Origin of the sequence: Vibrio sp. B1FIG11, from assembly GCF_905175335.1 — a bacterium.
GTDB classification, from domain to species: Bacteria; Pseudomonadota; Gammaproteobacteria; order Enterobacterales; family Vibrionaceae; genus Vibrio; species Vibrio campbellii.
On record NZ_HG992751.1, the window covers coordinates 114,635 to 128,603 of the forward strand.

Below are 13,969 nucleotides of genomic sequence, written 5' to 3' on the forward strand. Positions count from 1 at the left end.
GCTATATCGTATCCAAAGCCCGAACAAATCCAAGCAAGGAACACTTCATTAATCGAGTAAACTGTTAGCTAGCTCTCTTTTTTATAAATCGCGTCTCATTTTTGCAATGGTTTCGGACGTCATCATTGAACGGTGTTCGCCTGTTTTTGCTTTTTGCCGAACTTCACTTGTTGAATCACCAAGCCACTGATGATCAGCACTAAGCCAATCAAAGTGGATGGGTGAATCTCTTCACCAATGATGGTCGCAAGCAGCATGAGCGAGATGAATGGTGAAGCAAAAATCAGGTTGCTGATGCGTGCGGTGTTCTCGGTTAACTTCAGTGCAGATAGCCATAACACGAAGGTTACGCCCATCTCAAACAGACCAACATAGGTCACTGCCGCCCAACCTTTCGCGGTGATCTGGCTCCAATTTGCGCCTTCGTAAATGCTTAAGCCAATCGCAAAGGGAATCGCCACCAGAAAGCCCAATAGCACGCCCACCACAGGGTCGGCTTTGTTTTTGGTGTTGAGAATCCAGTAACTTGCCCAAAGCAATGTGGAAAGTAGCGCTAGTCCGACACCAAGTGGGCTTTCGAACTCCATTCCCAACACATTGCCTTTGGTGGCAATCACGATAACGCCCAAGTAACTAAAACCACAAGCAATCCAGTCTTTGCTGCGGATCTTCTGACCTAAGAAAACCGCTGCCATTAAGGTGAGTGTGATCGCCCAGCTGTAGTTGATTGCCTGCGCTTGAGAGGCTGGCAGTAAGTCGTAGGCTTTAAACAGAATAAGGTAGTACGCTAGCGGGTTAATCAGCCCAAGTAGTAAGTAGTACCAAGGGTTGGAAAGGAATGTTGAGCTGAGCTGATTCAACTTCCCCTGTACACCACATACCATGATGAGTGCGATGGCCGAGACAATACTCGCCATGGTCAGCATCTGAATCGGTGTGAATTCCGCCAAAGTCAATTTAAATGCGGTCGCTACTGTTGACCAAAGTAATACCGCTGATAGCCCAAATCCTAGGGCGCGACGCTCGTTCATGATGCCTCTGTGTGATGATGTACCGCTCATTGCTGTTGGTTTGAGCTAGTGTGAGAATGTTGTACGGAGCGCCTAGTGTATGCGAGGATTTTTCATCCAACAAACTGGACATTTATCCAGTATGTAAATACCATTATTAGAGATAAAAAACACAGGCTAACTCGCTATTATGCAATGGATTCTTGAGCATCAATCTCTCATTTTGTCTTCTCTTTTTACCGCGACCATCAGCGGTGTTGCAGTGGGTTGGTGGGTCAAACAGCGCTTTGCCACACAAACTCAATTGCTCGAACAACAGCTCTCCTCTGAAAAACAGCTTCATCAACAACAACTTGAACAGGTGAAGCAAAACCTCTCCGATGCGCAGCAGGAATTGGATGAGCTCGATGATGAACGCGATAAAGCGGCATTCGAGGTGCGCCAAACTCATGGTAAATTGATGGCGGCGATGGAAAAACTGCGCTATTTCGAAGCTGTGAAGCAAGAGCGTCAGCAGTATTTTGATGAGCTAGGGCAGATGCGTGAACACAAATCGCGCCTTGAAACTCAGCTTCGTGAACAGCAAGCGCGCCACGAACAAATCAACCAAGCCAATGCGGAAAAACTGCAAATTCTTGAGCAAGCAGAAACGCGTTTGAAGCAGCAATTTGAGCACTTAGCGAATCAGTTGTTTGAAGAGAAAACCGCCAAAGTCGACATGCAAAACCGCCAGAGTTTGGAAGGTTTGCTGTCTCCACTGAAAGAGCAGTTAGAAGGGTTCAAAAAACAAGTTAACGACAGCTTCAGCCAAGAAGCCAAAGAGCGTCACACCTTGGTGCACGAGCTTAAAAACCTACAACGCTTGAATGAACACATGACCCGAGAAGCGGTCAATCTGACTCAAGCGCTGAAAGGTGACAACAAACAGCAAGGCAACTGGGGTGAAGTGGTTCTGGCTCGTGTCTTGGCAGAATCTGGCTTACGTGAAGGGCACGAGTATCAAACTCAGGTGAGCTTGCAAAACGAAGCCGGCAAACGCTATCAACCGGATGTGATTGTTCACTTACCGCAAAACAAACAAGTGGTGGTTGATTCGAAAATGGCGTTAGTGGCGTACGAGCGCTACTTCAACGCAGAGAACGACATTCAACGAGAGCAGGCGCTGAGCGATCACTTAGCCGCGCTGCGCGCGCACATCAAAGGCTTGAGTCTTAAGGATTACCACCAGTTAAAAGGCATACAGAGCTTAGATTATGTGTTGATGTTTATTCCGGTAGAGCCGGCATTCCAAGTTGCGATTCAAGCTGACCCAAGCTTGGTTAAAGATGCAATGGAACAAAACATTATTTTGGTCAGCCCGACCACTTTGCTGGTGGCGCTACGTACGATAGATAACTTGTGGCGTAACGAACGCCAAAACGAAAACGCCCAATTGATCGCTGAACGTGCTGCGAAGCTGTATGACAAACTGCGCTTGTTTGTAGACGATATGGAAGGGCTTGGCGGCGCATTAGACAAAGCCAACCAGACTTACCAAGGGGCGATGAATAAGTTGGCGACAGGGCGTGGCAACGTGATCCGTCAGGCGGAGAGCTTTAAGCAACTTGGTGTTGAGGTAAAACGTCCTATTTCTCCTGACCTTGCTCAGTTGGCGCAGACGGAGTCATTTTCGGAAAATGCTTCTTTAGTAGAAAGACATCCGGCTGAGGATAAAGTAAACTAATCGCCCGCAGTACAGTGGGCGAATATATTTGTCAGCAACCGCCCCGAAGTGAGAAAGTGCTGCCCAAGAGGAATCAGAATGACGGACACAAGTGTGCAATCAAATACAGCGTTAGATAACGACACTACCCACTTTGGTTTTACCACAGTGGCAAAAGACGAAAAAGTGACCAAAGTTGCCGAAGTTTTTCACTCAGTGGCAGCGAAATACGACATCATGAATGACTTGATGTCCGGCGGCGTTCACCGCCTTTGGAAGCGATTCACTATTGATTGCAGTGGCGCTCGTCCAGGTCAACGTGTTCTTGACCTAGGTGGTGGTACTGGTGACCTGACGGCGAAATTCTCGCGCATTGTTGGCGACCAAGGTCACGTGATCCTAGCGGACATCAACAACTCAATGCTGAATGTAGGTCGTGACAAACTGCGCGACAACGGCATTGTAGGTAACGTGCATTACGTGCAAGCGAACGCAGAAGAACTGCCGTTCCCAGATGATTACTTTGACGTGATCACTATCAGCTTCTGTCTACGTAACGTAACTGATAAAGACAAAGCACTGCGCTCGATGTTCCGTGTGTTGAAGCCAGGTGGTCGTCTGTTGGTGCTTGAGTTCTCAAAACCAATTCTAGAGCCGCTATCAAAAGTGTACGACGCGTACTCTTTCCACCTATTGCCGAAAATGGGTGAGCTAGTGGCAAATGACGCAGACAGCTACCGTTACCTAGCAGAATCTATCCGCATGCACCCAGACCAAGACACGCTGGAAGGCATGATGAAAGAAGCGGGCTTCGAAAACACCAAATACTACAACCTAACGGGTGGTATTGTGGCGCTGCACCGCGGCTACAAATTCTAAGGATAAGCGGTATGCCATTTGAACCTCTTATCACTGCCGTTATTGAAACGACATTAAATACGCTGATTAAAGACGATCCTGAATTGGGTCGTCGTTTATCACGTCTTAAAGGTCAGGTGATTCAAATTCATCTGAAAGAAATCAATAAGACGCTGACGTTCATCTTCAGCCAGCAAATTGATGTTTTGGGCAACTACGAAGGTCAACCAGATTGTTATCTGTCACTGAATCTAAGCGTACTGCCTGAGTTGCGCGATCAAGCCAACATCACTCGCCTTATCAAACAAGACAAACTTGAACTTGAAGGTGACATCCAATTGGCACAGAAATTCTCTCAATTGATGGTGGATTGCAAACCCGATATCGAAGAGTGGCTGTCTCGCGTGACGGGTGATGTTGTGGCGCATACTTTTGTGCAAGGCACCAAAAACGTCGGCGGCTTCTTTGCTTCTCAAGCAGAAAAACATCAACGCCATCTTGCTCAAGTAGTAACAGAAGAGTGGAAACTGGCGCCAGTACCGCTAGAAATTGCCCACTTCTGTGACCAAGTGGACGACGTACGCAGCCAAGCCTCTCGCGTTGAAGCGCGCCTAAACGCATTACTAAACAAATTCGATTCGGATAAGCCTGCGCTGGAGAACTCATGACGCCAGCAGAAATAAAACGCTTATACCAAATCATTAAAGTTCAGCTGGAATACGGCTTGGATGAGTTGCTGCCTGATCATCAACTGACCAAAGCGCCGCTTTTGATGCGCAAAAGCCTATTCTGGATTAAGAACAAGCACCCAGAGAAACCGCTGGGTGAGCGCCTTCGTCTCGCTCTGCAAGAACTTGGTCCGGTTTGGATTAAGTTCGGTCAGATGATGTCGACTCGCCGTGACCTTTTCCCTCCGCATATCGCTGATCCTCTTGCGCTTTTGCAAGACCAAGTAGCGCCATTTGATGGGCAGTTAGCGAAAGAACAAATGGAACTCGCTCTGGGCGGTCCATTAGAAAACTGGTTTACTGAATTTGATATCAAACCGTTAGCGTCTGCGTCGATTGCTCAGGTGCATACCGCGCGATTAAAAGACACTAACCAAGAAGTGGTATTAAAGGTCATCCGTCCAGATATTCGTCCGGTCATTGATTCAGATCTAAAACTGATGCACCGAATGGCGCGTATAGTCGCCGGAGCGATGCCTGAAGCACGTCGTTTGAAACCCGTCGAAGTGGTTCGTGAGTACGAAAAAACCTTACTTGATGAACTCGATTTGCGTCGTGAAGCGGCGAACGCGATTCAACTGCGTCGTAACTTCGAAGGCAGTGAAGAGCTTTATGTACCAGAAGTTTTTCCTGACTTTAGTAATGAAACTGTCATGGTTTCTGAGCGAATATATGGCATCCAAGTCTCTGATATTGAAGGCTTGGAAGCGAATGGCACCAATATGAAATTGCTCGCGGAACGCGGCGTGAGTGTGTTTTTCACTCAGGTGTTCCGAGACAGCTTTTTCCATGCCGACATGCACCCGGGCAACGTGTTCGTTAAACCGGAGCATCCAGAGAATCCGATGTGGATTGGGCTGGATTGCGGGATCGTTGGTACACTTAATAGTGAAGACAAACGCTATCTGGCGGAAAACTTCCTCGCTTTCTTCAATCGTGACTACCGCCGCGTAGCGGAATTGCACGTTGATTCGGGCTGGGTACCTGCTGATACCAATGTCGATGAATTTGAATTTGCGATTCGCATTGTGTGTGAGCCAATCTTTGCCAAGCCACTTTGTGAGATCTCTTTCGGTCACGTATTGTTGAACCTATTCAACACAGCGCGTCGATTCAATATGGAAGTGCAGCCGCAGCTTGTATTGTTACAAAAAACGCTGTTGTACGTCGAAGGTCTGGGCCGCCAGTTGTACCCGCAACTTGATTTGTGGGAGACCGCGAAGCCTTTCCTTGAAGAATGGATGATGAACCAAGTTGGTCCGCAGGCTTTAGTGAATGCCATTAAAGACCGCGCGCCGTTTTGGGCAGAAAAGTTACCGGAACTGCCGGAGCTGCTTTACGATAGCCTGAGACAAGGTAAAGCCATGAATCAACGCATGGATCAGCTTTATCAAGGTTACCGTCACAGCAAGCGTCAGCAGGCGACAGGAAAGTTTTTATTTGGCGTTGGAGCCACTTTAGTCGTATGCTCGGCAATATTGGTGGATAACGCTTATGAGCAGCTATCGATCGCTAGCGGTATCGCAGGGGTCACATTTTGGCTGCTTAGTTGGCGAGCTTATCGTCGATAGACGTTAAACTCTTGAAATAATTTTGTTTAAAGACCCGAGGTAAAAAGAATGGGTGGTATCAGTGTTTGGCAACTTCTAATCATTGCTGTAATTGTTGTATTGCTATTCGGAACTAAGAAACTACGCGGTATCGGTGGCGATCTGGGTGGTGCCGTTAAGGGCTTCAAAAAAGCAATGAGCGAAGATGAGCCTGCGAAGAAAGACGACAAAGACGCAGACTTCGAGCCAAAAAGTCTAGAAGAGCAGCAAAAGAAAGAAGCAGCTCCTGAATCGAAAAAAGACAAAGAGCAGGCGTAAAACGTGTTTGATATCGGTTTTTGGGAACTGGTATTAATATCTGTTGTTGGTCTGGTTGTTCTTGGTCCCGAGCGTTTGCCACATGCCATCCGCAGTGTCTCTCGTTTTGTCGGAGCAGCGAAGAGTATGGCAAACAGCGTCAAAGACGAGTTGTCACACGAGCTGAAAGTTCAAGAACTGCAAGAAAACTTGCGCAAAGCTGAGCAAATGGGGATGGATGATCTGTCTCCTGAGCTAAAATCTTCAGTCGAAGAATTGAAGAAAGCGGCGCAATCTGTAAACCGCCCTTACGCGGAGCCAACCAAATCAGAAGCGGAGCCTAAACAAGAGGCACCTGCGACTGAAACCGTTGAGAAAGCGGAAGAGATTAAGGTTACAGCGGCAGATAAGAAAGCCGAATAGTCTCATTAGGAGGAGCTACTAGTGATTGGTAGCTCCTTTTTGATCAGGTTTTAAAAAAGAGGTTTGCCATGTCTACCGTCGAGCAGACACAACCTTTAATTAGTCATTTATTAGAACTTCGCAACCGACTGCTTAAAGCCATTGCTGCAGTATTGGTGGTGTTTGTTGGACTAATTTATTTCTCTAACCACATCTATGAGTTTGTCTCAGCTCCTTTGGTAGAGCGTCTACCTGAAGGTGCCACGATGATTGCAACCGATGTGGCTTCACCGTTTTTCACGCCTTTGAAGCTAACCTTGATTGCTTCGGTGTTTATTGCGGTGCCGTTTATCTTGTACCAAGTGTGGGCATTTGTTGCACCGGGCTTATACAAGCATGAACGTCGATTGATCATGCCATTGCTGTTTTCTAGCTCACTGTTGTTCTACTGCGGTGTGGCGTTTGCTTACTTCGTGGTATTCCCACTGGTGTTTGGCTTCTTTACCGCCATCTCTCTTGGTGGGGTGGAATTCGCAACCGACATCTCGAGTTACCTCGACTTTGTACTGGCGCTGTTTATGGCGTTTGGTATCGCGTTTGAAGTGCCTGTAGCGATTATCTTGCTATGTTGGACTGGCGCAACCACACCACAAGATCTGAAAGAGAAGCGTCCATACATCATCGTGTGTGCGTTTATTGTCGGTATGCTATTGACGCCGCCAGACATGATCTCGCAGACCCTACTGGCAATTCCTATGTGTTTGCTGTTTGAGGTAGGCTTGTTCTTCGCGCGTTTCTACACACGTAAAGACGACGAACAAGAAGAAGTGGAAGAGTAATTCCAAACTTCAATATTGAAAAAGCGGCGTACAGCCGCTTTTTTGTTTAACTTCAATCATCACCTGATTCGTCTGATGTGCCCGCATTGAGAACAGACATATACTTCTTTAATTCCAATCAATTTTTGAAACCAACTGCGCTGTTGACGTTGTAAATACACTCCGTGATTACACATTGCTAATCCTATCTTTTTTATTTTATAAGCCGGCGGGCATTTTATGTAAAACAATGTGCATAACTCAATAGGACTAACTATATAGTTGAGTATGAGATTGTATGATTATGAAATGATTGGTTTGTAGCACTAAATTATCCATACCAAGACTATGTAATTTTGCGGATGTATCCACATTTAGTGCAAATGTAGATCTCTTTAATGCCTATCAGTCTTTGCAGTAGAGTGCGCTTTTGACGTTTTAGGTAAATACCATGCTGGCAAGTATTCATAGGTTGCCCACTGTGTTGAATGTGTGGGCAATATTTTAGGAAGGACAAGTGTTACATCTCAATAGCACATTATTTATACTTTCAAATATAATGCCATGAAATATAAGAAGTTGTTTGATTGTAACTTATATAAGTGCGGGTATTAGCTTAGGTTAAACAATGCCTCGGCGTTTTTGGTTGTAATAGCATCAATTGCTTCAACGCTCTCTCCGCGTAATTCCGCTACTCGCGCTGCCACCAGAGAAGTGTAAACCGGCTCGTTGCGTTTACCACGATGTGGTACCGGTGCAAGGTAAGGACAGTCTGTTTCTAGAATCACCCAATTCATGTCCAGATGCGGTATAACTTTATCCATACCGCCATTTTTAAACGTAGAGACACCACCCAGACCTAAGTGGAAGCCTAGCTCATTGATTGCTTGCGCTTCTTCTACACTGCCACCAAAACAGTGGAACACACCACGCAAACTGCCGTCTTGTTCTTGACGAAGTAAGGTCAGCGTTTCTTCAATCGAATCACGAGTGTGGATAACGACAGGTAAATCCATCTCTTTTGCCCAGTTTAACTGAGTCACAAACGCCATCTCTTGTTCTGCTCGGAAGGTTTTATCCCAGTACAGATCGATACCGATTTCACCCACTGCAATGAAGTTGTGCTTTTCAAACCAGCCACGAATGATTGCTAGTGTTTGCTCGACATTACCATCGACGTAGCATGGATGCAGACCCATCATAGAACGACAAATCTCAGGATAAGCCGCCTCGGTTTTTAGCATCGGCTCAATAGATTCAAGATCGATGTTCGGCAGCAGAATTCTATCAATGCCTTGTTCTAAAGCGCGCTTCACCACCTCGTCGCGGTCGTTATCAAATTCGCTAGCGTAAATATGAGCGTGAGTATCGATCATGGTTGGTCTCTATGGGTTATCGGTGCATGGAATTAGTGAGAAGTATACTTGAGTGTGAGTGCTGGGTCATTTTCGGTTTTTTTCATGCCGTTTTTCCATATTGCTGCTCGCAAGGTGCATCAAGAGTGATATGATTTTGCCACCAGATGATTTGATCATCGTAACCTTCCAGACAAGGAGAAAGTGGTGTCTGTATCAATTCAAGGTCCATTCCCTGCACGCCGTATGCGTCGTATGCGTAAGCACGATTTTAGTCGTCGTCTGATGGCTGAAAACCAAGTTTCAGTAAACGATTTGATTTACCCAATGTTCATCCTGATGGGCAAAGATCGTCGTGAAAGTGTTGAATCGATGCCGGGTGTAGAACGTTTGTCGATTGATTTAATGCTAGAAGAAGCACAATACCTAGCAAACTTAGGCGTACCAGCAATCGCGCTTTTCCCTGTCGTAAACCAAGACGCTAAAAGTTTATGTGCTGCTGAAGCTTACAACCCAGAAGGTTTGGTTCAGCGCGCAGTACGTGCATTAAAAGAGCACGTGCCTCAAATCGGCGTGATCACAGATGTGGCACTCGACCCATTCACTACACATGGCCAAGATGGCATCATCGATGAAGATGGCTATGTAATGAATGATGAGACAACTGAAGTACTTGTAAAACAAGCGCTGTCTCATGCAGAAGCGGGTGCAGATGTGGTTGCACCATCAGACATGATGGATGGTCGTATTGGTAAAATCCGTGAAGCACTAGAAGAAGCGGGTCACATCCATACTCAGATCATGGCTTACTCTGCGAAGTACGCATCAAACTACTACGGTCCATTCCGTGACGCAGTTGGTTCATCAGCGAACCTAAAAGGCGGCAACAAGAAAAACTACCAAATGGATCCTGCGAACACGGATGAAGCGCTACATGAAGTGGCTCTCGACATCAATGAAGGCGCGGATATGGTGATGGTTAAGCCAGGCATGCCTTACCTTGATGTGGTTCGCCGCGTGAAGACTGAGCTTCAAGTTCCAACCTTCGCTTACCAAGTTTCTGGTGAATACGCGATGCACAAAGCGGCCATCATGAATGGTTGGTTGAAAGAGCGTGAGACTGTGATGGAATCGCTTCTTTGCTTCAAGCGCGCAGGTGCTGATGGCATCCTGACTTACTTCGCGAAAGATGTAGCAGAATGGCTAGCGGAAGAAAACGCACAAACTGCAGAGCACTTAGTGAAAGCGCTAGAAGCGACAGACGAGTAATTATCGCTCAATGAGAAAAGCCAGACCGACAATTGTTGTCGGTCTGAATATACCCAAGTACCCTCAAGACGGAATACAAACGGCTTGAAGTTACTTGGGTATATTTATTTCTGGAGAGTAAGACAATGACAATGCTGATTCGTGAAGGCACGCTGGAAGAAGCGATCCAAGTGGTGGCTCGTGTTACTGAGTTTGCACGTGGTGAGACGGTTGAATCTATGGCGGAGCGCCTTGGAGAGAAAAAGAGCCTAATCTTAGTGGCTGAGAAAGCTGGGACGATCCTTGGTTTTAAAATTGGCTACGAATTAGATGATTACACCTTCTACAGCTGGTTTGGTGGCGTTGCACCAGAAGCGCGCAATGAAGGTGTGGCGCAGATGTTGTTGGAAGCACAAGAAGACTGGGTCGCTGAGCAGGGTTATAAAACGTTAAAAGTAAAATCGCGCAACCAATTTCCTGCCATGCTTCGTCTATTGCTAAGAAATGACTACATCATTGAAAAATTTGAAGAAAAGTCGAATTTGCGTGAGTCTCGAGTCCACTTCATTAAAGCGCTATAAAAAATAAATGAGATTTCTTCTCATTTATTTGTTGACTGTTAAATGAGAATCATTATTATTAAACCTGTCTTAGGGAATGAGGAAAGTTCATAAGGACGTTGAATTGCTAATTAACTGCAGTTTATTAACTGAGTGTTGAGAAGGTGATGAAACAATTTTCCCAGAACTTGCACGAATTCTTTTTGACACGACATTGCTCACATTGCTTCCAGTGTAATTTATAGCTTCTTGGTTAAGCTGCCATACAAATGGAAATAGCTTCACCACTTCTGCTAGGCGACCCAATTGGGTCGCTTTTTTCTTTTCTGAGATTTCTAATTGACGCCTCTATTGGCAACTTTTCCACATGACATGATCATTTTAGGATCGTTGATCTTCTCGCCTGTTGGTATTTATTTTTAATAAAAACAAGTATTTATTGTTGTGTTTTGTTGGTTTTATTTCCGTTGGATAACCAGTGGATAATTTCTATAAACAGAGTTATCCACAAGAGAGTGCAAATTTCGTGAATAATATCGGAAAATTTCCGCGACCTCGATCGAGCGAACAAGATAGATTCAGCTTAGCAGTCATGGCATTCTAAGCAGATCTATTAAGTACTGATTTGGATACAGACAATTATGGCAAGTATTCCTGAAAATCCGTTGATTCTGATCGACGGCTCTTCTTATCTATATCGCGCTTTTCACGCTTACCCAGGCACGATGAGTAACGGTGAAATTCCAACTAACGCAGTTTACGGTGTAGTAAACATGTTACGCAGCATGATGCGTCAGTTTGCTTCTGATCGTATCGCAGTAGTTTTTGATGCGAAGGGTAAAACCTTCCGTGACGATATGTACCCGGAATACAAAGCGAATCGTCCACCAATGCCGGATGATCTTCGTTGCCAGATTGAACCTCTGCATAACGTTATTCGTGCTATGGGCCTGCCATTGATCTGTATTCCAGGTGTAGAAGCCGATGACGTGATTGGTACTCTGGCTTATCAAGCATCGCAGCAAGGCATGCCTGTTTTGATCAGTACTGGCGATAAAGATATGGCGCAGCTGGTGGATGACAACGTTACCTTGATCAACACCATGACCAACGTCGTGATGGATCGTGAAGGTGTGGTTGAGAAGTTTGGTATCCCACCAGAATTGATCATCGACTACCTAGCGTTGATGGGCGATAAAGTCGATAACATTCCTGGCGTTCCGGGCGTGGGTGATAAAACCGCAACTGCTCTGCTACAAGGTATTGGCGGTCTGACAAAGCTGTATGAAAACCTCGATGATATTGCAGCGCTTGGCTTCCGTGGTTCAAAAACCATGGCGAAGAAGCTAGTCGATAACAAAGACAACGCAATGCTGTCTTACGAGCTTGCGACCATCAAGCTGGATGTGGAACTGGAAGAGACGCCAGAATCATTGCAAAAAGCAGAACCAAGCACCGATGAGCTGATCAAACTGTACGGTCAGTTGACGTTCAAGTCTTGGTTGAACGAGCTATTAGAAGGCGGTACAGGTGTGGTTGAAGCGGATGAATCAACTGGCGCAGCGCGTGGTGGTTCTGCTGCATCTAAAGCTGATATGGATACTTCAGCGGTAAAAATAGACCGTAGCCAATACGAAACCATCCTAGATGAAGCTTCATTCAATGCTTGGTTAGACAAACTAAAAGCATCGGAGTTATTCGCGTTTGATACCGAAACTGACAGCCTAGATTACATGGTGGCAAACTTGGTTGGTTTGTCATTTGCAACTGACGAAGGCATTGCTGCTTATGTACCAGTGGCCCACGACTACCTAGATGCGCCGCAGCAGCTGGATCGTGATTGGGTACTGGCACAGCTAAAGCCGATTCTTGAAGATGAGGCTCAGGCGAAAGTTGGTCAAAACCTAAAATACGATGCATCTGTGTTGGCTCGCTACGGCATTGAGATGAAAGGCATCAAGCACGACACCATGTTGGCGTCTTATGTCTACAACAGTGTAGGTGGCAAGCACGATATGGACAGCTTGGCACTGCGCTTCTTGCAGCACAGCTGCATTTCATTCGAGCAAATTGCAGGTAAAGGTAAGAACCAGCTGACCTTCAACCAAATCGATCTGGATGAAGCTTCACCATATGCTGCGGAAGATGCGGACGTGACACTTCGTCTGCATAACCGTTTGTTTGCTAACATCGAACAAGATGAAAAGCTAAAAACCGTATACGAAGAAATCGAAATGCCACTCGTGCCCGTGCTGTCTCGCATAGAGCGTACTGGTGTGTTGATTGATGACATGAAGCTTAGTGCGCAATCTGTAGAAATTGCTGCACGCCTAGACGAGCTTGAGCAAAAGGCGTACGAGATTGCAGAACAAGAGTTCAACATGAACTCACCAAAGCAACTGCAAGCGCTTCTGTTTGAGAAAATGGGTCTGCCAGTCATCAAGAAGACACCATCAGGCACACCTTCTACCAATGAAGAAGTGTTGCAAGAGCTGGCTTTGGATTACCCATTACCAAAACTGATTTTGGAATACCGTGGTCTGGCGAAGCTAAAATCAACGTACACCGATAAGTTGCCGAAGATGATCAACCCATCGACGGGTCGTGTGCATACTTCTTACCACCAAGCGGTGACCGCAACGGGTCGTCTATCATCCACTGATCCTAACTTGCAGAACATCCCAATTCGTAATGAAGAAGGTCGTCGTATTCGTCAGGCATTTGTTGCCCCTACGGGTTACAAGATTCTGGCAGTCGACTACTCTCAAATCGAATTGCGTATTATGGCGCACCTATCAGGTGACCAAGCACTGCTTGATGCGTTCCGTGACGGTAAAGATATCCACGCGGCAACCGCAGCAGAAATCATGGGCGTTTCTATTGAAGACGTTTCAAGTGAGCAACGTCGCCGTGCGAAAGCGGTTAACTTCGGTCTTATCTACGGCATGAGTGCGTTTGGTTTGGCGAAGCAACTGGGCATTCCTCGTGGTGAGGCACAAGCATACATGGACAAGTATTTCGAGCGCTACCCAGGCGTAATGCAGTACATGGAAGACACGCGCAGTGCGGCTTCAGAGCAAGGTTTCGTCGAGACAATCTTTGGTCGTCGTTTGCACCTTCCTGAAATTCAATCTCGCAACGGCATGCGTCGTAAGGCGGCAGAGCGTGCAGCGATCAACGCGCCGATGCAAGGCACCGCTGCGGACATCATCAAGAAAGCGATGCTGTTAGTTGATCAGTGGATTCAAGAAGAAGGCAATGGTCGAGTGAAACTTCTGATGCAAGTACACGATGAACTGGTGTTTGAAGTTGAAGAGTCGTCTTTGTCCGAAATTGAAAGTAAAGTACAGAATTTGATGGAATCTGCAGCAGAGCTGAAAGTGCCTCTAGTGGCAGAAGCGGGTCACGGTGACAACTGGGATCAAGCACACTAGTCATTTT

12 protein-coding genes are annotated in these 13,969 nt (G+C 46.3%); 10 read left to right on the top strand and 2 right to left on the bottom strand.

What is annotated here, in order from left to right; translation table 11 throughout:
* Positions 1-122 precede the first annotated feature (122 nt).
* Positions 123-1,031, bottom strand: a complete 909-nt coding sequence (locus KHO06_RS00550; protein ID WP_212581929.1) for a DMT family transporter — start codon at positions 1,029-1,031, stop codon at positions 123-125.
* 169 nt (positions 1,032-1,200) lie between these two features.
* Here KHO06_RS00550 and rmuC point away from each other — a divergent pair, with 169 nt between their 5' ends.
* The 7 genes from rmuC to tatC all read left to right on the top strand — a co-directional run bounded on the left by rmuC (position 1,201) and on the right by tatC (position 7,386).
* Entirely contained in the window at positions 1,201-2,733 is a 1,533-nt protein-coding gene (rmuC, locus tag KHO06_RS00555; protein ID WP_005430064.1) for a DNA recombination protein RmuC, read from the top strand.
* 78 nt (positions 2,734-2,811) lie between these two features.
* Positions 2,812-3,591 (top strand): bifunctional demethylmenaquinone methyltransferase/2-methoxy-6-polyprenyl-1,4-benzoquinol methylase UbiE, encoded by a 780-nt coding sequence (gene ubiE, locus KHO06_RS00560; RefSeq protein WP_005429980.1) that lies wholly within the window; start codon positions 2,812-2,814, stop codon positions 3,589-3,591.
* 11 nt (positions 3,592-3,602) lie between these two features.
* Entirely contained in the window at positions 3,603-4,238 is a 636-nt protein-coding gene (locus KHO06_RS00565; RefSeq protein WP_212581930.1) for an SCP2 domain-containing protein, read from the top strand.
* The gene (ubiB, locus tag KHO06_RS00570; RefSeq protein ID WP_038890193.1) at positions 4,235-5,869 is read left to right on the top strand and encodes a ubiquinone biosynthesis regulatory protein kinase UbiB; all 1,635 of its coding nucleotides are present in this window, start codon (positions 4,235-4,237) and stop codon (positions 5,867-5,869) included. Before KHO06_RS00565 ends, ubiB begins: the two co-directional genes overlap by 4 nt.
* A 48-nt stretch (positions 5,870-5,917) precedes the next feature.
* Entirely contained in the window at positions 5,918-6,166 is a 249-nt protein-coding gene (gene tatA / locus KHO06_RS00575) for a Sec-independent protein translocase subunit TatA (protein WP_005429959.1), read from the top strand.
* A 3-nt stretch (positions 6,167-6,169) separates the two neighbouring features.
* Complete coding sequence (tatB, locus tag KHO06_RS00580; protein WP_005430029.1) at positions 6,170-6,568, top strand: Sec-independent protein translocase protein TatB; 399 nt, start codon at positions 6,170-6,172, stop codon at positions 6,566-6,568.
* Positions 6,569-6,636: 68 nt separating this feature from the next.
* A complete protein-coding gene (gene tatC / locus KHO06_RS00585) occupies positions 6,637-7,386 on the top strand; it encodes a twin-arginine translocase subunit TatC (protein ID WP_005429982.1) in 750 nt (249 codons plus the stop codon).
* 590 nt (positions 7,387-7,976) lie between these two features.
* Here tatC and KHO06_RS00590 read toward each other — a convergent pair.
* On the bottom strand, positions 7,977-8,741 hold the full coding sequence (locus tag KHO06_RS00590; protein ID WP_212581931.1) for a TatD family hydrolase: 765 nt from the start codon (positions 8,739-8,741) through the stop codon (positions 7,977-7,979).
* Between the two features lie 186 nt (positions 8,742-8,927).
* Between KHO06_RS00590 and hemB the strand changes: the two genes are divergently transcribed.
* The 3 genes from hemB (at position 8,928) to polA (ending at position 13,962) form a co-directional block, all read left to right on the top strand.
* A complete protein-coding gene (hemB, locus tag KHO06_RS00595) occupies positions 8,928-9,989 on the top strand; it encodes a porphobilinogen synthase (RefSeq protein WP_212581932.1) in 1,062 nt (353 codons plus the stop codon).
* Between the two features lie 125 nt (positions 9,990-10,114).
* Complete coding sequence (locus KHO06_RS00600) at positions 10,115-10,549, top strand: GNAT family N-acetyltransferase (RefSeq protein ID WP_038890195.1); 435 nt, start codon at positions 10,115-10,117, stop codon at positions 10,547-10,549.
* A gap of 620 nt (positions 10,550-11,169) precedes the next feature.
* Complete coding sequence (polA, locus tag KHO06_RS00605; protein WP_212581933.1) at positions 11,170-13,962, top strand: DNA polymerase I; 2,793 nt, start codon at positions 11,170-11,172, stop codon at positions 13,960-13,962.
* Positions 13,963-13,969: the final 7 nt, after the last annotated feature.

Excerpts from the sequence above, each read along its gene's own strand:
- KHO06_RS00550 (WP_212581929.1), bottom strand. The coding sequence starts at position 1,031 with ATGAACGAGCGTCGCGCCCTAGGATTTGGGCTATCAGCGGTATTACTT.
- rmuC (WP_005430064.1), top strand. The coding sequence starts at position 1,201 with ATGCAATGGATTCTTGAGCATCAATCTCTCATTTTGTCTTCTCTTTTT.
- ubiE (WP_005429980.1), top strand. The coding sequence starts at position 2,812 with ATGACGGACACAAGTGTGCAATCAAATACAGCGTTAGATAACGACACT.
- KHO06_RS00565 (WP_212581930.1), top strand. The coding sequence starts at position 3,603 with ATGCCATTTGAACCTCTTATCACTGCCGTTATTGAAACGACATTAAAT.
- ubiB (WP_038890193.1), top strand. The coding sequence starts at position 4,235 with ATGACGCCAGCAGAAATAAAACGCTTATACCAAATCATTAAAGTTCAG.
- tatA (WP_005429959.1), top strand. The coding sequence starts at position 5,918 with ATGGGTGGTATCAGTGTTTGGCAACTTCTAATCATTGCTGTAATTGTT.
- tatC (WP_005429982.1), top strand. The coding sequence starts at position 6,637 with ATGTCTACCGTCGAGCAGACACAACCTTTAATTAGTCATTTATTAGAA.
- KHO06_RS00590 (WP_212581931.1), bottom strand. The coding sequence starts at position 8,741 with ATGATCGATACTCACGCTCATATTTACGCTAGCGAATTTGATAACGAC.
- KHO06_RS00600 (WP_038890195.1), top strand. The coding sequence starts at position 10,115 with ATGACAATGCTGATTCGTGAAGGCACGCTGGAAGAAGCGATCCAAGTG.
- polA (WP_212581933.1), top strand. The coding sequence starts at position 11,170 with ATGGCAAGTATTCCTGAAAATCCGTTGATTCTGATCGACGGCTCTTCT.